We start from the raw sequence: 16000 nt of genomic DNA, 5'->3' as shown, positions 1-16000 counted from the left end.
CAACACTCCCCGCAGGGGCGGTGCGCGAGCGGACCGACCCCCGTACGGTCTGCCCGCGCACCGCACGGCCGGCGAGGGGGGCCGGCTCGACGCGCAGCCCGCGGCCCTCGCCGCTCACCGGAGTGCGTGAGCGTGCGGCAGTCGACCCGGTCGTCCGCCCGACGACCGCTAATGTGAGGATGCGGAACGCGTCTTGCGAAAACCTTGCGACGGAGGACCGTTGAAGCTCCTTCTGCTCGGCCCACTGGAATTACGCCTCGCGCGGGGTGAGGTGGAGCCGGGTCAGCCGCGAAGGCGGGCCGTCCTCGCGGCGTTGGCGGCCGACACCGGGCGCCCGGTGCCGGTGGAGACGCTGGTCGACCGGCTGTGGGACGGGGCTCCGCCCGAGGGCGCGCGCTCCGTCGTCTACTCCCACATCAGCCGCTTACGCAGGCTCCTCGACGAGGCCGCGGCCAAGGAGAACGGCGACGCGGAGCCACAGCCGTCGATCCGCCTGGGCAAGGTGTCCGGCGGCTATGTCCTGCAGGCGGACGATGACGCCGTCGACCTGACGCACTTCCGCTCCCTGGTCGCGCGCGGGCGCGAGCCGGGGTGCCCGGACGCGGAGCGCACCGTCCTGCTCGCGCAAGCGCTCCGGCTGTGGCGGGGCGTCCCGCTGGCCGGGCTCACCGGGACGTGGGCCGAGCGGATGCGCTCGGCCTGGAGCCAGGAGCGGATCGAGGCGGCCCTCGCCTGGGCCCAGGCCTGTCTGCGGCAGGGCAGCCCGCAGCAGGTGCCCGAACTGCTGCGTCCCGTGCTGGCGGAGCACCCCCTGTCCGAGCAACTGGCCGCGCTGCTCATGCGCTCGCTCGCGGACGTCGGCTCGACCGCCGACGCGCTGCACGTCTACGGCGGAATCCGCGCACACCTCGCCGACGAGCTGGACGTACCTCCCGGCCCCGAACTGCGCTCCCTGTACGAGGAGTTGTCGAGCGGCGGCACCACCCCGCGCCGTCGCCCGGCCCCCCGGCAGTCCCCGCCGCCGGTCCCCGCCCAACTCCCCATGGACATACGTCCCTTCACCGGACGCGATGAACAGCTCACCGACCTCACCCGGGCGCTGACACCCACCGGCAGCGACGCGGGCGCCGCCGCAGTGGTCGTCTCCGCCGTCTCCGGCACCGCGGGCGTCGGCAAGACCGCGCTGGCGGTGCACTGGGCCCACCAGGCGCGCGGCGCCTTCCCCGACGGGCAGTTGTACGTCGACCTCCGGGGCTACGACCCGCGGTCACCGCTGTCCGCGTCCCAGGCGCTGACCGGTTTCCTCACCGCCCTGGGCGTGCCCGTGCAGGAGATCCCGCCGCGCCTGGAGGACCGCGCGGCGCGCTACCGTACGGCGCTCGACGGCCGGCGCCTGCTGGTGATCCTGGACAACGCCGCCTCCGCCGCCCAGGTCAGGCCCCTGCTGCCGGGCAGCCCGGACTGCCGGGTGCTGATCACCAGCCGGGACGCGCTGGGCGCGCTGGTGTCCGTGCACGGGGCGCACCGCGTGGTGCTCGACGCGCTCTCCGAGGCCGACTCCCTGGACCTGCTGCGCGCGCTGATCGGCGAGCGCGTCGACGCCGAGCGGGCCTGCGCCGAGGACCTGACGCGGCAGTGTGCCCGGCTGCCGCTGGCCCTGCGGGTGGCGGCCGAGCTGGTCCTGTCCCGGCCCGACGAGCCGCTCAGCCGGCTCGTGGCCGAACTCCACGACCACCAGCGGCGGTTGGACCTGCTGGACTCCGGTGACGACCCGCGGGCCGCGGTACGCGCGGTCTTCTCCTGGTCCTACGCCCGCCTGACCGACCTGCCGGCCCGGCTCTTCCGGCTCCTGGGCCTGCACCCCGGGCCGGACGCCGACCTCCACTCCCTCGCCGCCCTGGCCGGCGCGTCCGTGGACGCCGTACGACGGGCGCTCGACCGGCTCGCCGGCGCGCACCTGGTGCACCGCGTCGGCGCGGGCCGGTACGGCATGCACGACCTGCTGCGGGCGTACGCGGCCGAACTCGCCGCCCGGCACGACCCGAAGGCCGCACGCGATGCCGCCCTCACCCGCCTGCTCGACCACTGCCTGGCCGCGTCGTCGGCGGCCATGGACGTCCTCTACCCCGCCGAACGCCATCTGCGGCCGGACGTGGAGCGTCCCGCCACCGGCCTGCCGCCCCTGCGGACCGCGGAGGAGGCGCGCGCCTGGCTGGCCGCCGCGCAGCCCACGCTGGTCGCGCTGTGCTCCCGTACCGAAGAGCCCGGCCCGTCCCGCCACACGGTGCGCATCGCCACCACCCTGCACCGCCACTACGAACGCACCGGGCACTACACGCACGCCCTGACCCTGCACACGCACGCCCTGCGGGCCGCGCGCTTGGTGGGGGACGCGCGGGGCGAGGCCGACGTGCTGGGCTTCCTCGGCGCCGTCCACCGCCGGCTCGGCGACTACGACCAGGCCCGGCAACTCCACGACACCGCACTCGCGTTGTGCCGCCGCATCGGCTACGCGGCGGGCGAGGCCCGGCACCTGACGAACGTGGGGGTCCTCTTCGAACTGCGCGGCCGCTACCGGGAGGCCGCCGCAGCGCACGAGCGGGCGGTCGCGCTGTTCCGCTCGGTCGACGACCCGCACGGCGAGGCGGACGCGCTCAACAACCTGGGGATCGTCCTGGAGTTGCTGGAGGACTTCACGGCCTCGATCGAACGCTACGAGCGGGCGCTGGAGTTGTACCGGACCGTGGGCCATCCCATGGGAGAGGCCAGCGCCCTCGGCAACCTGGGCATCCTCCTCGCCCGGCTCGGCGACCACACGGCGGCCGCGGGGCACTTCGACAGGGCCCTGGCCCTCTTCCGGCGCCTGGGCAACGCCTCGGGGACGGGGCACGCGCTGACCAACCTGGGCAACGCCCTCAGCGGTCTGGGCCGCCACGAGGAGGCGGCCGGACGACAGCGCGAGGCCCTGGAACTGTTCCGCCGGATCGGCGAGCGCTACGGCGAGGCCGGCGCCCTCAACGGACTGGGCGAGGCCCTGCAGGGCCTGGGGCGACCGGCCGAGGCCCTCGACGCCCACGCGAAGGCCCTCGCGGTCGCCCGCGAGATCGACGAGCAGGAGGAACAGGCCCGCGCCCACATGGGAACCGCCGCCGTCCTACGCTCCGGTCCGGCCCCGGACCGGGCGACCGGCCACCTTCAGCAGGCATTGCGGCTCTACACGGCGCTCGGCTCCCCGCGGGCGCGGGAGGTGTCGACCCTGCTCGACAGCCCGTGATCCGTCACCAGTGACGCGACGCGTCACCTCTGGTCAACGGTGGCCACGGAGTTTGCCCAGCAGGCGCTGGGCCTGGGCCCGGCGCCGCGGGTCCGCCGCGGCCCGCCGCGCCTGTTCGGCCGCCCGCCTGCCCTGGGGGCTCCTGGCGAACTGCTTGATGCGCTCCATCATGCCGGGCATGACGCTCCTTCCCTGCGGGGCTTTTCTCCCTTGCTGTCGGCTCGGTTACCCCCGACCGGTCGGCTCAGCCCTGCCCGGCGGCCTGTGCGGGGCTGGGCCACCGGACGAGATGACAGGTGCGGTACGGCCCGGACGGGGTACTGGGCGCCGCATGTCGATGCACCCTGAGACTCCTGATCACGTCCGTCCGGTCGTGCGGCAGTTGCGTCGGATGCGTGCCCTGTACGCCGCGGGCGTGGCGTTGTGGGCGGCTTCGAGCGCCTGGACCGGATGGACGGCCCCCGGCGACCGGACCATGTGGACGTGCCTGCTGCTCCTGGCGGTCTTCACGGGCCTGCTCGCGCTGGCGAGCTGGTGGCTGCGGCGCCTGGAGCCCGTCAGGGCCCGGCCGGCCGTCCACGCCGCACCGCGGGGGATCCGTGCCTCGCAGCAGGCGCGTGCCTGACCGTGCACGCAGAGCACAGCAGTGTGCGCTGAGGTGTAAGGACGGCCCCGGCTGCGGCATGCACCCTTTCCGAACAACAGCGGTCGATCCGTGTTCGGGAAAGGAATGTGATGTCGGTACTGAAGCGGTACGCGTCCCTGGCAGCCGGGGCCGTCGTCGTGCTCGCCGTGGGATGGGCCGGCCCGGCGTTCGCGGAGACGGCGGGCGGCCACACGCCCTTCGTCGTTCAAGCCCGCGCAGCCGGACTCACCGCGGAGCAAGCCGGCGCCCTGCAGGCCAAGGTGGACGGATACCTCGCTCGGCAGGACGGGCGCCAGGTCGCCGCGAACGAGATCCGGCTGGCCGGCGGGGCGACGCTGACGCTCACCGTCCCCGGCGAGCGGTACGTGCGTGACCTGGCCGCACCGGACGCGGCCCGGACCACGGAGGACTGGGAGTGCGACTACACGTACTTCTGCATGTACCGCCAGCCCCTCGGGCAGGGCGAGCGGCTCTCCCTCTACCACTGCCAGGACTACGCGCTGCAGGACTGGCTCGGCGAGGGCTCCTACTACAACAACCAGACCCCCGGCACCCAAGCGCAGTTCAAGGACCGCAACCGCAGGGTCATCTACACCACCCCCCGGGCCCCGTTCAGCGACGCGAGCTTCGACTGGACCCCGGTCTGGTACGTCAAGCCCTGCTAGGGCAGGCGCCGTTGTTGCGGCGTTGTTTGTTCGGCGCCGGTGTCCCGAAGGCGAACATCCCCGAGCCGTTAGACCAGAGAGAGGACGGAGAACGGGAGAAACGGGGAGACGCACATGCCGCACCGCGACGCCACCACCGCGCCACCATCGTGGGGCACGAACGCCGTCAGCACCGACGACGTACCGGCCGAGGAGCGGTTCGGTTTCTGGCACGACGTCAGCGCACGCACCTGGGTGCCCTACGACCTGCGCCGCGAACCGCAGCACGGGCGGACCTTCCGGGCCCGGATGAGCACCCGTGAACTCGGCACCCTGCAACTGGCACTGATGACGACCACTCCGTACACCATCCACCGCACGGACCGGCTCATCCGCCGCAGCGACCCCGGACTGTTCAAGCTGGGCGTCGCGGTCCGGGGCGAGGGAGCCGTCACACAAGGCGATCGGCAGGCGCGGTTCGCCGTGGGCGACCTCGTCCTCTACGACACCTCCAGGCCGTACACGGCGACACTGGACGCCGGCCCACGCGCCTGCCAACTGCTGGTGCTGCAGTTCGCGCCCTCGCTCCTGCACCTGCCCGAGAAGGAGGTACGGCGTCTGAGCGCCGTCCGCATACCCGGCCACCACGGCATCGCCGCACTGTCCTCCCAGTATCTGCTGCACCTCGCCCGTCACCTGGACGAACTCACGCCGGCGGACACCAGCCGGCTGTCCACTCTCACCCTCGACATCCTGACCACGGCTCTCGCCACCGCGCTGGACACCGGCAGCGCGGTGCCCGCGCACACCCGGCAGCAGGCGCTCAGGGCCCGGATCCGCGCCTTCATCCACGACCACCTCGGCGACCCGGCTCTGACCCCGGACGTGATCGCCGCCGCCCACCACATCTCCCTGCGGTATCTGCACAAGCTGTTCCAGCACGACGGGCTCACCGTCGCCGGCCACATTCGCGAGCGCCGTCTGGAACAGTGCCGACGCGAGCTCGCCGACCCACGGCTGACGGCCCGTACGGTCCATGCGATCGCCGCGCGCTGGGGCTTCTCCAGCCCCGCCCACTTCAGCCAGGTCTTCCGCAACGCCTACGGCATGTCGCCGAGGGAGTACCGCCGGCAGTGCGAAGAGGCGGCGCACGTCGTGCGGTGAGCGGGCCGGTTTCTCAAGTGGCGTGTTTCCACAGGCGGATTGTCTGGTCCGCACTGCCGCTGGCCAGCAGTTTTCCGTCGGGGCTGAAGGCCACGGCGTAGACGGCGTCGGTGTGGCCGGTGAGGGGGTGGGCGAGGAGGGACGGGGCGGTGGATTCGGTGACGTGCCACAGGCGGATCGTCTTGTCGCTGCCGGCGCTGGCCAGGACCCGCCCGTCGGGGCTGAAGGCGACCGCGTTGACGGCGTCGGAGTGGCCGGTGGCGTGACCCAGGAAGGCCGGGTTCGCCGGGTCCTTCACGTTCCACAGCCGGATCGTGTGGTCACCGCTTCCGCTGGCCAGCAGATGCCCGTTGGGGCTGAACGTCACGCAGTACACGCGGTCGGTGTGGCCGGGCAGGGCCGGGCCGATGGGGGCGGGAGGGTCCGCCACGTTCCACAGGCGCACCGCGTGGTCGGAGCCACCGCTGCCCAGGACGCTCTCGTCGTGGCTGAAGGCCACCGACAGAACGGCGTCCGTGTGCCCGAGGACGGGCCCGCCGAGGAGTTTCGGGCGTGCGGGGTCGGACACGTTCCACAGGCGCAGCGTGCGGTCCCCGCTGCCACCGGCCAGCAGTTCGCCGCTCGGCGCGAAGGCGACGGAGAAGACGGCGTCGGTGTGGCCGGTGGCCGGCCGGCTGAGGGTCACCGGCTTCGCGGGGTCGGCCACGGTCAGCAGCCGCACCTTCTGGTCGGCGCCGGCGTCCGCCAGCAGCTTGCCGTCGGGGCTGAACACGACGGAGTAGACCGTGTCGGTATGGCCGGGGAAGGGCGCGCCGACGGGCTTGGGCCGCGCGGGATCGGTCAGGTCCCAGAACCGGACCGTCTGGTCGGCGCTGCCGCTGACCAGGACCCGTCCGCCCGGGTGGAAGGCCACCGAGTAGACGCGGTCGGTGTGGCCGAGGACCGGCTGCCCCAGCGCGGTCATCGCGGCCTTGGTCGCCGAGGTGGAGGCGTGGTTGCCGGGCGGGTCGGCGTGCGAGCCGGTCGCCGTGCCGGTCAGACGGCCGTTGAGCGTCAGAAGGGTGTTGGCGACCGTCAGACCGATGGTGCCGGCACCGGTCAGCAGCGTACGCCGGTCCAGGCGGGGCGGAACTTCCGGTACGACGACGTCTTCGCCGCCCTCGATGAGCTTCTCGCGGTGGGCGGGATGGGCGGCGTTCAGGGCGAACCGGTACCGGTGTGCTCCGCGGGCTCCGCTCTCCACCGGCTCCGGCAGCAGTTTGCGCCCCAGCTCCGCCCGCAGTTCGAGGAAGATCCGCTCCAGCGACAACTCGGGGTCCGGCTCTTCGGGGATGCCGCGGCGCACCACCGACAAGAAGGCCTCGGTGAAGCAGGTCAGGGTCGCGTTCGGGAGGGTCTTGGCCTTCATGTGGCTGCCGCTGGCGCCGATCACGTACACGCCGTCGATGGGGTAGGTCTCCCCGAAGTCGACGGACTGGAACACGTAGGTGGCCTTGTTGGCGAGTTCCGCGTGGCAGCAGTCCAGGAGGACGAGTGTGGTGGCCGCCCGGCAGTGGCGAAGGATCTTGGCGAGGTTCTCGTACAGCAGCGCGGTGTGCGGCAGTGCCCGCGGGTCGGCGTCGGTGTCGCCCACGGTGAGGGCGAGTTGGCCGTCGCTGGTGCGCACGCCGTGGCCGACGTAGTACACCAGCAGCACGTCGTCGGTGTCGTCGATCGCGGCGATCACCTTGCGGGCCAGGTCGCCTGGGGAGGACACGTCGACCAGAGTCGTGACGCGGTCGGCCGGCCATCGGCACAGGGGGCCGGTGAGCAGGGCCGCCATCGCCTGGACGCACGCGGCCGCGGGCAAGTTCGGGATGCGGGCGTCCCGGTACACGCCGTTGCCGATGAGGAGGGCGCGGGCCCGGCTGAGGTCAGCGTCCACCCAGCAGATCCTCCAGCACCGGGCGGGCGTCCTCGAAGGTGTCGGCGGTGATCTTCAGCCGGACGTTCCCCTGCCGGACCTTCAGGACGAAGCCGGGGCCTGCGGATTCGAGCAGGGACTTGACGATCCCCAGCAGCACGGCGACGGCACCGCCCGACGCGCAGGCCACCGTCAGCAGATCCACGACCGAGCCCTGCTCACCGGGCCGCATGGGCGCGGCGACCGCCTCCACCGTGATTCCGCTGCGTCCTTGCAACTCGCCGTACAGGACGTCGAAATCGTCCGGATCCTCCGCCGAGATCTCGACCGCGCCCACCCTTGCCCCTTTCAGGCCCGACCCCCCTGTGCCCGCTGCCGCGGGCGCCGACGCCTCACGCGCACTCGCCCGCGCGTACGGGACGAGGGTCTGCCAGGCGCTTCGACCCTAGGGACGCCGGGTCCGCGGTACGCGCGGAAGACCGGAACCTGCCGGGAACCGCCCGCCTGCGACCGGGATACGGCGCGAAGAGGCCGGTCTCGGCTGTCAGTTGGCCGAGATGACGGGGAAGCGGGCCGGTGCGGTCACTCCCGCCTGTCTGGGGTGGGTGCGTGCGCGGGGCGAGCGGCGCGACCGGGTGGCCGTTCGCCGTCGTCCCTAGGAGCCGTGTGCCGTGTGCCACACCATGTGGTGCAGGCGCATGGAGCGACCGGCCATGGCGTGAGCGGCTCCCTCAGGCACCGCCGGCCCTGGTGCGGAGCATGCGCCTGACCATGTCCGACCGTTCCAGCAGGGTGGTGCGCACCACCGGGGCCGCTTCGAGCGCTGCCTGCTGGGCCTTGTCGATGTACGCGGTGTCGATGGCGTGCAGGGGGAAGAGGTGCCTGGTGAAGGCCATCGCCGGGATCATTCCGCCGTGGTGCAGGTCAGGGACCGCGTCCAGGTAGCGCTGGGCGTAGGGCTCCAGCAGCGGCTCCTGACCGGGGCGCCAGAACGCGGCCGCCACGTGACCGACCGAACTGATGGGGACGCGGCGGTCGAGGACCAGCTGCTGCCAGACGTCGGCCTTGGCGGCGGGGTCGGGCAGGGCGGCGCGTACGGTCAGGGCGCGGATCCAGGCGTCCGGATCGGGGTCGCGGTCCAGCAGCCGGGCGGCCTCGGCGGAGACGTCCGCGCCCAGTTCGGCCTGGCGTACCAGCAGGTGCCAGCGCAGGTCCGCGTCGTCCGCCACCTGCCCGTCGAGCCAGGCCAGGTCGTCGTCGCTCGTCGCGGTGCGGGCCAGGGCGCGCAGCGCGACGCGGCGGCGGCCGGGGTTGTCGGCGAGGCGGCGGCAGACGGCCGCCAGCGCCGTGGCCAGTGCGGCGCGGGCGCCGGGCGGCGCCCACAGTTCGGCGATGCTCGTGGCCAGGGTCAGATAGGGCTCGATCACCGCGTCCGACGTCTCGGCCGCGAGGACCGCGGTGAGGCACTGTCCGGCTTCCACGGCCGTCGCCTCGCCGGTGGTCAGCATGTCCCAGACGGTGGCGGCGGCCACGCCCCGGGAGAGGGCCGAGGGCAGACGGGCCGCCGTGCGCAAGAGAGCGTCCCGGGCCGCGGGATCCGGGCGGGTCGTCGCGAAGGTCAGGTCGTCGTCGTTGATCAGCAGGACGTCCGCCGTGAGCGGCAGGCCGGCGACCTCGGTCCGCGTCCCCGTCACCTCGACGCGCACCGATGCCGTGCGTTCCAACGCCGAGCCGTTCCTGTCGTACGCGCCCACCGCCAGCACCTGCGGACGAGGGCTGCCGTCGGCCACGAGCGTGAGCGTGTCGCCGTCCCGCCGCAGACGGAAGCGGTCGGTGCCCGCCGTCTCGAGCCAGGCCGCGCGCCAGGCGTCCAGGTCGCGGCCGCTGGCCTCGGCGAGCGCCTCGATCAGGTCCTGCAGGGTGGTGTTGGCCCAGGCGTGGCGGGCGAAGTAGGCGGCCATGCCCGTCCGGAAGCTGTCCTCGCCGACGTAGGTCATCAGCTGCTGCAGGACGGAGGCGCCCTTGGGATAGGTGATGTTGTCGAAGATCGACGCGGCCTGGTCGACGTCGTGGATGGGCTGGTGGATCGGGTGCGTGGCCGGACCCTGGTCCGACAGGTACGCCTTGAGCTTGTCGCCGACCAGATGGCCGGCCCACGCGTCGGTGTACCGGGTGGCTCGCTCGGCGGCCCAGTGGCAGGCGAACTCGGCGAACGCCTCGTTGAGCCACAGGTCGTCCCACCAGCGCATGGTGACGATGTTGCCGAACCACATGTGCGCCATCTCGTGCAGCAGCACCTTGGCGAACAGCTCGCGCTCGGCCGGGGTCGGCGCGGCCCGCCGCAGGAAGGCGTCCGACCAGGTCACACAGCCGTAGTTCTCCATCGCCCCGCCGAACTCGGGCATGAACACCTGGTCGTACCGGCGCTGCGGGAACGGCATCGCGAAGGCGTCGGCGTAGAAGGCGAGGCCCTGACGGGTGAGGGTGAAGATCTCGTCGGCGTCGCGTTCCAGGACGGCGGCGAGCGAACGGCGGGCGTACAGGCGCAGGTCGTGGCCGTCGGCCTGGTGGCGCAGCTCGTGGAAGGGCCCCGCGTTGACGACGGTGTTGTACACCGACAGGGGCGGGGTGTCCGGGAAGGTCCAGCGGCGGGCCGACGGCAGTTCCTCGACGCGCGGGTCGCCGGAGTTGCTGGTCACGGTCCACGCGGCGGGAGCGGTGACGGTGAAGGCGTGCGGGGCTTTGAGGTCGGGTTGGTCGAAGCAGGCCCAGACGAACCGCGCCTCGTCCGGTTCGAAGCTCGTCCAGACGTACACCTCGCCGTCGGCGGGGTCGACGGCCTTGTGCACGCCGGGACCGGCGGCCGTGTCGGCCTGGACGCTCTCCACCCGCAGCACGTTGCGCTCGGCCAGGGCGGGCAGCGGGATGCGGCCGTCGTCGCCCGGGGTGAGGGCGGCGCCGTTCAGAGTGGCGCCGACCACCTGTGCCGCGCAGTCCACGAAGGTGTCCGCGCCCGGTTCCCGGCAGGTGAACGTCACCGTGGACACGCACCGGACCTCGGGCCCCTCGGGCAGGGCGGTGAGGTCGATGTCCACCTCGTACCGCTCGACCGCCAGCAGCGCGGCCCGGCGCTCGGCTTCGTCCCGTGTCAGGCTGCGGATCCCCATGTGTGCTCCCTCGGCAGACGGCGGGCGACAGCGTACGACGGCGGCCGCCGTTGATCACAGGGGATTTGCGCGTGGCGCCGGAGTGCCGTGTCCACCGCAACTGCCCGGCGGTCGACGCTGGTTGGTGCGTCGCCAGGCGGCCGCGCCGACTCGCCCGCGAGGTGTCAGGGGCGAGTGGTCGTTTCCGCCGCGGGCGGTCGGGCACCCAGTGTCCATGGAGAGGCGTCCCGTTCCGGTACGCACCATTCTCGCCGCCATCGGTCTGGTGCTCGCCGCCTATGTCGCACTGCAAGTGGTGGTGCAGACGCGCCGGGTCCTGGTGTGGATGGTGATCGCGCTGTTCTTCGCGGTCGCCCTCTACCCGGCGGTCGACGCGCTGGAGCGCCGGGTGACGCGCTGTCGCCGTTCCGTGGCCACGCTGCTGGTCTTCCTGGTCGCGGTGGTGGTCGTCGGCGGTCTGGTCGCGCTGTTCGTGGCCCCGCTGGCCGAGGAGGGGACCCGGCTCGCCGGCCGGCTGCCCACGATCATCGACGACGCCCGGGCCGGCCGCGGGCCCGTCGGCGACCTGCTGGAGCGCACGCATGCCCTGCGCTACGTCCAGCAGCACCAGGACCAGATCCGCTCCTTCGCCACCGGGCTGGGCACACCCGCCCTGGCCTTCGTCCGCAGTGCGGCGACCACGGTCGCGGGAGCCGTCACGATCTTCGTCCTGGCGTATCTGATGGTGCTGGAGGGACCCAAGGCCATCGACGGTGCGCTGGCCCTGACGGACGAGGCACGCGCCGCTCGCATCCGCCGGGTCGGTGCCGCCTGCGCCCGCACCGTCAACGGCTACCTCACCGGGAACCTGCTGATCAGCGTCATCTGCGGCGTCCTGACCTATGTGATGCTCCTGATCGCGAGGGTGCCGTTCGCCGGTCTGCTGGCGCTGTTCGTCGCGCTCGCCGACCTCATCCCTCTGGTGGGGGCCACGCTGGGAGCCGTCGTCGCCTCGGTGGCGGCGTTCATCCACTCCCTGCCGGCCGGCATCGCCGCCATCGTCTTCTTCGTCGTCTACCAGCAGGTCGAGAACCACCTGCTGCAGCCGGTCATCCTGTCGCGGACGGTGAAACTCAACCCTCTCACCGTGCTGGTCGCCATCCTGCTGGCCGTCGAGATCGCCGGCATCCTCGGTGCCCTGCTCGCCATTCCGGTCGCCGGGATGATCCAGGTCGTCCTCCGTGACGTCTGGGCACACCGGGGCGGGCGACCACTGAAGCTGCCGATGCGGGGGGACCGGCTCCCGGAGCACCCGGACCGGGCCGTGAGCGGTGCCGATTAGCGCCTCGCGCGAACGTGCTGGCGGAGAAAGAGCGCGGCGCGGTCCAGCGCCGCGTCGGCTTCCTCCAGGGCGCCGGCGAACGCCTGGAAGACGTGGGGCACGTCGGCGGTGACGTCCAGGATGACGTCCACTCCGGCGTCCCGTGCGCGGGCGGCCAGGCGGGTGGAGTCGTCCAGGAGCAGTTCGTTGGTGCCCACCTGCAGCAGCATCGGGGGGAAGCCGGTCAGGTCGGCGAGGACCGCGGGGCTGAGCAGGGGCTGGCGCGGGTCCTGTCCCGCCAGGTACATGGCCCCCGTGTGTTCCATGCCCTCCCGGGTGAAGAACGGGTCGATGCCGGCCTTGGAGTCCATGGACGAGCCGGTGCGGGTCAGGTCGAGGCCGGGGGAGAACGCCACGATCGCCGCGGGCAGCGGCAGGCCCGCGTCGCGGGCGGCGAGGCAGGTGGTGACGGTGAGGCCGCCACCGGCGGAGTCGCCGGCGAAGGCGATCGCCGAGGGGTCCTCGCCGCTGTCGAGAAGTGCGCGGTAGGCGTTCAGGCAGTCCTGGATCGCGGCCGGGAACGGATGTTCCGGGGCAAGCCGGTAGTCCAGGGAGAACGCCCTGAACCGGGAGCGGGTGACCAGGTTCCCGGTCAGCGGCAACGCCGTCTGCGGTGAACCGACCACGTAGGAGCCGCCGTGGAAGTACAGCAGCGTCCCTGCTTCGGCAGTGCCGTCCGGCTCGACGAGGAGCGCCGGCCGGTCACCGAGCGTCGTGGTCTGCGTGCGGATCTCCGCCGGAACGGTCATCTCGGCCATCATCGCCCTGAACCCCGCGCGCAGCTCCGCCACCGACCGGCCGCCCTCGGGGCGGGGCCGCCGGACCCTCGCGTCGATCTCCGCGCGCTGTTGCCTGCTCATCACTGCCTCCGTCTCACACCACGTGCATGTCGTGGAACTATATTCCTGAGCACTATATTCCTGGGAATATAGCCTAGGATATATGCCATGGCATCCAAGTCGAGCGGTGGCCGGGTCGATCTCCCGGGCTTCTTCGGCGATCTCGTCCGCTGCGAGACGCGCCTGTACAACGCGCTGAACGACCGGCTCCGCGAGCGGCACGGGATCGTCACCTCGCAGTTCGAGTTCCTGCGCTTCCTGCACGAGCACCCCGGGGCCCGGGTGGCGGACCTGGCGGTGGAGTTCGCCATCGGGATCGGCGCGACCAGCAAGGGCATCGACCGCCTGGAGCAACGGGGTTGGGTCGTACGGCGACCCCATCCGTCGGATCGCCGGTCGTCGCTGCTGGACCTGACCGACGACGGCGTGCGGCTCGCCGAGGCGGCGGAGGAGACCTTCACCGAGACCCTGGCCGAGCTGACCGCCGGCGTCCTCGGCGGCCCGTCGGGACCGGCCGCCGTGCAGGTCCTCGCCGAACTGCGCTCCGCGCTCGAAGCCGAGCAGATCGGCCTGCCCACGGGCTGAGTGGCCTGCCCGCCCGGTGTCGGGCGCACGGCCTCGCCGGGTCGTCAGGGGCCGGGGTGGGAGGGTTCGGGTTCGTCCGCGTCGACGGCCGCCGCGCGGAGGGCGGCTGCCACGCGGACGACCGGGTCGGCCGGCGGGTGGGGCAGGCGGGCCAGGAGCAGACGCCGCTGTTCCTGGGGGCCGCCGCGCACGGGCAGGACGCGGACGCCGGGGGGTGCGGCCGGGGCCAGCACGGCGGGCACGGTGGTCAGCCCGCAGCCCGCGGCGACCAGGTGGAGCTTGGCGAGCCAGTCGCGGACGGTGTGCGCGATCTCGGGCCGCTCGTCCAGGCCCGGCCACACGCCCATCAGCGTGTCCTCCCGCGAGGAGGAGCCGGTGATCCACCGCTGACCGCGCAGATCGACCACGTCGACGAAGTCACCGCGAGCCAGCGGGTGGCCGGCGGGCACCGCCAGCATGAGGGCGCGTTCGGTGAGCGTCCGCACCACCAGCGGTGGCGACTCGGCGTCCGGCGGCCGGAAGGGCGGCGCCGACGCCAGCAGCGCCAGATCGATGCTGCCGGCCCGCAGGGCCCGCACCAGTGCCGGCGTGCTGCCCTCCCGGCCCACGACGTGCAGGCCGGGGTCCGTGCGGCGCAGCGCGGCCAGGGCGCGGGGCACCAGGACGGCGCCGGCGCTGGGGAACCAGCCCAGCCGCACCGTGCCGGCCTGTCCGGGCAGACCGGACAGCTCGCGCGCGGTCGCGTCGATCTCGTCCAGGACGACCGTCGCCCGGCGCATGACGAGGCGGCCGGCCGGGGTGAGCCGTACGCCGTCGCGCCGCCGTTCCAGCAACTCGGCGCCCGCCGCCCGTTCGATCGCGGCGATCTGCCGGGACACCGCCGACTGGGTGTAGCCCAGCGACGCGGCGGCCGCGGTGAAGGTCCCCTGTTCGGCGACGGTGCGGAAGACGCGCAGTGCGGTGAGCGACACATCCCTGAAGTCCATGACGTTTACGCATACTAGCCTTGCCGAAGTCTCGTTGGACTCATGGCTGTGCGGTTTCTAGCGTGGGGTGCATGGCCACTTCCCGCATCGCCCTCGTCACGGGCGCCAACCAAGGACTCGGCCGCGCTCTCGTCGAAGGGCTGGCGGCCCGTATGGACCCCGACGACCTCGTCCTGCTCACCGGCCGCGACCACCGGCGCGTAACGGACGCCGCGCACGAGGTGGGCCGGCTGCCCGGTACGCGCGCACGCGTCGAGGGCCGGGTCCTCGACGTCACGGACACCGACGCCATCGCCCGCCTCGCCGACGACCTGACGGCCCGCCACGGCGGGGTCGACGTCGTCATCTCCAACGCGGTCGCCCGCGTCCTGCCGCAGGAGTCGCAGGCCGAGCGGGCGGACGAGTTCATCGACGTCTCCAACACCGCCACGCACGCCGTCCTGCGCTCCTTCGGCCCCGTCCTGCGCCCCGGCGGCAGGCTCCTCGTCGTCGCCAGCAGTCTGGGCACCCTGGGCCATCTCGACCCGCGGCTGCACCACTTGTTCGACGGGGCGAGCCTGGACCAGGTCGAGTACGCCGTCGAGTCGTGGCGCCGCGCGATCCACAACAAGACCGCGCAGGAGGCGGGTTGGCCCGTCTGGCTGAACGTCCCCTCGAAGGTGGCCCAGGTCGCCGCCGTCCGCGCCGTCGCCGCCGAACGCCGCGAGCGCGACCTCGCCGACGGCACCCTCATCGCCTCGGTGTGCCCGGGCATGGTCGACACCGCCACCTCACGCCCCTGGTTCAGCGACTTCAGCCACGCGCAGTCACCGGCCCGGGCCGCCGAGGCCGTGCTCGACCTGGTCTTCGCCGAGCACGTCGATCCCGCCCTGTACGGCGAGTTGGTCCGCTTCGGCAAGGCGCTGGACTGGCACGAGGGCACGCCTCCGGTGGAGCAGGACCGGCTGCTGACCCCCTGAACAGCGGCGTAGCGGCCGGCACTTGCTAGGGTGCGCCGATGTCTTCGATCAAGCAGTTCCAGGTCACCTTCGACTGCGCGGAACCCGAGCGCGTCGCCCGCTTCTGGTGCGAGGTCCTGGGATACGTCGTGTCGCCGCCCCCGAAGGGGTTCGCCACCTGGGACGATTTCGACCGCTCACGGCCGCCCCAGGAGCGGGGGTCGTGGTTCGCGTGCGGTGACCCGGCGGGCGTCGGACCGCGCCTGTTCTTCCAGCGCGTCCCCGAGGGCAAGGTCGTCAAGAACCGGGTCCACCTCGACGTGCGGGTCGGCACGGGACTCGTCGGCGAGGAGCGGCTGGCCGTGCTCGAGGCCGAGTGCACACGACTGGTCGCCCTCGGCGCGGTGCGCGAACGCCTCCTGTACGACGGCCACGACGCGTGCATCGTCATGCGGGACATCGAGGACAACGAGTTCTGTCTCGACTGAAACGGG

At 72.8% G+C, this 16000-nt stretch carries 14 protein-coding genes; 8 read left to right on the top strand and 6 right to left on the bottom strand.

Translation table 11 applies throughout. The features are described 5' to 3' along the window. The first annotated feature begins 220 nt into the window (after positions 1 to 220). Entirely contained in the window at positions 221 to 3274 is a 3054-nt protein-coding gene (locus ACYF6T_RS31345; RefSeq protein ID WP_461700684.1) for an AfsR/SARP family transcriptional regulator, read from the top strand. Between the two features lie 33 nt (positions 3275 to 3307). Here the strand turns inward: ACYF6T_RS31345 and ACYF6T_RS31340 are convergent, their stop codons facing one another. Beyond that, entirely contained in the window at positions 3308 to 3454 is a 147-nt protein-coding gene (locus ACYF6T_RS31340; RefSeq protein ID WP_351577368.1) for a hypothetical protein, read from the bottom strand. Between the two features lie 211 nt (positions 3455 to 3665). On the opposite strand from ACYF6T_RS31340, the gene ACYF6T_RS31335 reads away from it, so the two are divergent. From ACYF6T_RS31335 to ACYF6T_RS31325, 3 genes are all read left to right on the top strand, one after another. Then, positions 3666 to 3899, top strand: coding sequence for a hypothetical protein (locus ACYF6T_RS31335; RefSeq protein WP_461700683.1), 234 nt, complete (start codon positions 3666 to 3668; stop codon positions 3897 to 3899). Positions 3900 to 4009: 110 nt separating this feature from the next. Further along, positions 4010 to 4585, top strand: coding sequence for a hypothetical protein (locus tag ACYF6T_RS31330; protein WP_461700682.1), 576 nt, complete (start codon positions 4010 to 4012; stop codon positions 4583 to 4585). A gap of 114 nt (positions 4586 to 4699) precedes the next feature. Next, on the top strand, positions 4700 to 5728 hold the full coding sequence (locus tag ACYF6T_RS31325; protein ID WP_461700681.1) for an AraC-like ligand-binding domain-containing protein: 1029 nt from the start codon (positions 4700 to 4702) through the stop codon (positions 5726 to 5728). Between the two features lie 13 nt (positions 5729 to 5741). Here the strand turns inward: ACYF6T_RS31325 and ACYF6T_RS31320 are convergent, their stop codons facing one another. The 3 genes from ACYF6T_RS31320 to pepN form a co-directional block, all read right to left on the bottom strand. After that, positions 5742 to 7652 (bottom strand): caspase, EACC1-associated type, encoded by a 1911-nt coding sequence (locus ACYF6T_RS31320; protein WP_461700680.1) that lies wholly within the window; start codon positions 7650 to 7652, stop codon positions 5742 to 5744. Continuing rightward, positions 7642 to 7968, bottom strand: a complete 327-nt coding sequence (locus ACYF6T_RS31315) for an effector-associated constant component EACC1 (protein ID WP_461700679.1) — start codon at positions 7966 to 7968, stop codon at positions 7642 to 7644. Before ACYF6T_RS31315 ends, ACYF6T_RS31320 begins: the two co-directional genes overlap by 11 nt. Positions 7969 to 8362: 394 nt before the next feature. Then, positions 8363 to 10798, bottom strand: a complete 2436-nt coding sequence (gene pepN, locus ACYF6T_RS31310; protein WP_461700678.1) for an aminopeptidase N — start codon at positions 10796 to 10798, stop codon at positions 8363 to 8365. 214 nt (positions 10799 to 11012) lie between these two features. Here pepN and ACYF6T_RS31305 point away from each other — a divergent pair, with 214 nt between their 5' ends. Then, positions 11013 to 12119, top strand: coding sequence for an AI-2E family transporter (locus ACYF6T_RS31305; RefSeq protein WP_461700677.1), 1107 nt, complete (start codon positions 11013 to 11015; stop codon positions 12117 to 12119). On the opposite strand, the gene ACYF6T_RS31300 is transcribed toward ACYF6T_RS31305, so the two are convergent. Further along, positions 12116 to 13018, bottom strand: a complete 903-nt coding sequence (locus ACYF6T_RS31300) for an alpha/beta hydrolase (RefSeq protein WP_461700675.1) — start codon at positions 13016 to 13018, stop codon at positions 12116 to 12118. The genes ACYF6T_RS31305 and ACYF6T_RS31300 overlap by 4 nt on opposite strands. 87 nt (positions 13019 to 13105) lie before the next feature. On the opposite strand from ACYF6T_RS31300, the gene ACYF6T_RS31295 reads away from it, so the two are divergent. Continuing rightward, positions 13106 to 13582: a MarR family winged helix-turn-helix transcriptional regulator gene (locus ACYF6T_RS31295; RefSeq protein WP_461700673.1), complete on the top strand. Its 477-nt coding sequence runs from the start codon at positions 13106 to 13108 to the stop codon at positions 13580 to 13582. A gap of 44 nt (positions 13583 to 13626) precedes the next feature. On the opposite strand, the gene ACYF6T_RS31290 is transcribed toward ACYF6T_RS31295, so the two are convergent. Continuing rightward, positions 13627 to 14568, bottom strand: coding sequence for a LysR family transcriptional regulator (locus ACYF6T_RS31290; RefSeq protein ID WP_461700672.1), 942 nt, complete (start codon positions 14566 to 14568; stop codon positions 13627 to 13629). Positions 14569 to 14639: 71 nt separating this feature from the next. On the opposite strand from ACYF6T_RS31290, the gene ACYF6T_RS31285 reads away from it, so the two are divergent. Beyond that, a complete protein-coding gene (locus ACYF6T_RS31285; RefSeq protein WP_461700671.1) occupies positions 14640 to 15527 on the top strand; it encodes an SDR family NAD(P)-dependent oxidoreductase in 888 nt (295 codons plus the stop codon). A gap of 38 nt (positions 15528 to 15565) precedes the next feature. Continuing rightward, entirely contained in the window at positions 15566 to 15994 is a 429-nt protein-coding gene (locus ACYF6T_RS31280) for a VOC family protein (protein WP_461700670.1), read from the top strand. Positions 15995 to 16000 lie beyond the last annotated feature (6 nt).

The sequence above is a fragment of the Streptomyces sp. 7R007 genome, from assembly GCF_054850255.1.
This window is presented reverse-complemented; position numbering and strand designations above follow the sequence as displayed.

Bases quoted from the DNA above. Each gene is read 5' to 3' on its own strand.
- ACYF6T_RS31330 (WP_461700682.1), top strand. From the start codon at position 4,010: ATGTCGGTACTGAAGCGGTACGCGTCCCTGGCAGCCGGGGCCGTCGTC.
- ACYF6T_RS31280 (WP_461700670.1), top strand. From the start codon at position 15,566: ATGTCTTCGATCAAGCAGTTCCAGGTCACCTTCGACTGCGCGGAACCC.
- pepN (WP_461700678.1), bottom strand. From the start codon at position 10,798: ATGGGGATCCGCAGCCTGACACGGGACGAAGCCGAGCGCCGGGCCGCG.
- ACYF6T_RS31325 (WP_461700681.1), top strand. From the start codon at position 4,700: ATGCCGCACCGCGACGCCACCACCGCGCCACCATCGTGGGGCACGAAC.
- ACYF6T_RS31340 (WP_351577368.1), bottom strand. From the start codon at position 3,454: ATGCCCGGCATGATGGAGCGCATCAAGCAGTTCGCCAGGAGCCCCCAG.
- ACYF6T_RS31290 (WP_461700672.1), bottom strand. From the start codon at position 14,568: ATGGACTTCAGGGATGTGTCGCTCACCGCACTGCGCGTCTTCCGCACC.
- ACYF6T_RS31335 (WP_461700683.1), top strand. From the start codon at position 3,666: ATGCGTGCCCTGTACGCCGCGGGCGTGGCGTTGTGGGCGGCTTCGAGC.
- ACYF6T_RS31300 (WP_461700675.1), bottom strand. From the start codon at position 13,018: ATGAGCAGGCAACAGCGCGCGGAGATCGACGCGAGGGTCCGGCGGCCC.
- ACYF6T_RS31285 (WP_461700671.1), top strand. From the start codon at position 14,640: ATGGCCACTTCCCGCATCGCCCTCGTCACGGGCGCCAACCAAGGACTC.
- ACYF6T_RS31305 (WP_461700677.1), top strand. From the start codon at position 11,013: ATGGAGAGGCGTCCCGTTCCGGTACGCACCATTCTCGCCGCCATCGGT.
- ACYF6T_RS31295 (WP_461700673.1), top strand. From the start codon at position 13,106: ATGGCATCCAAGTCGAGCGGTGGCCGGGTCGATCTCCCGGGCTTCTTC.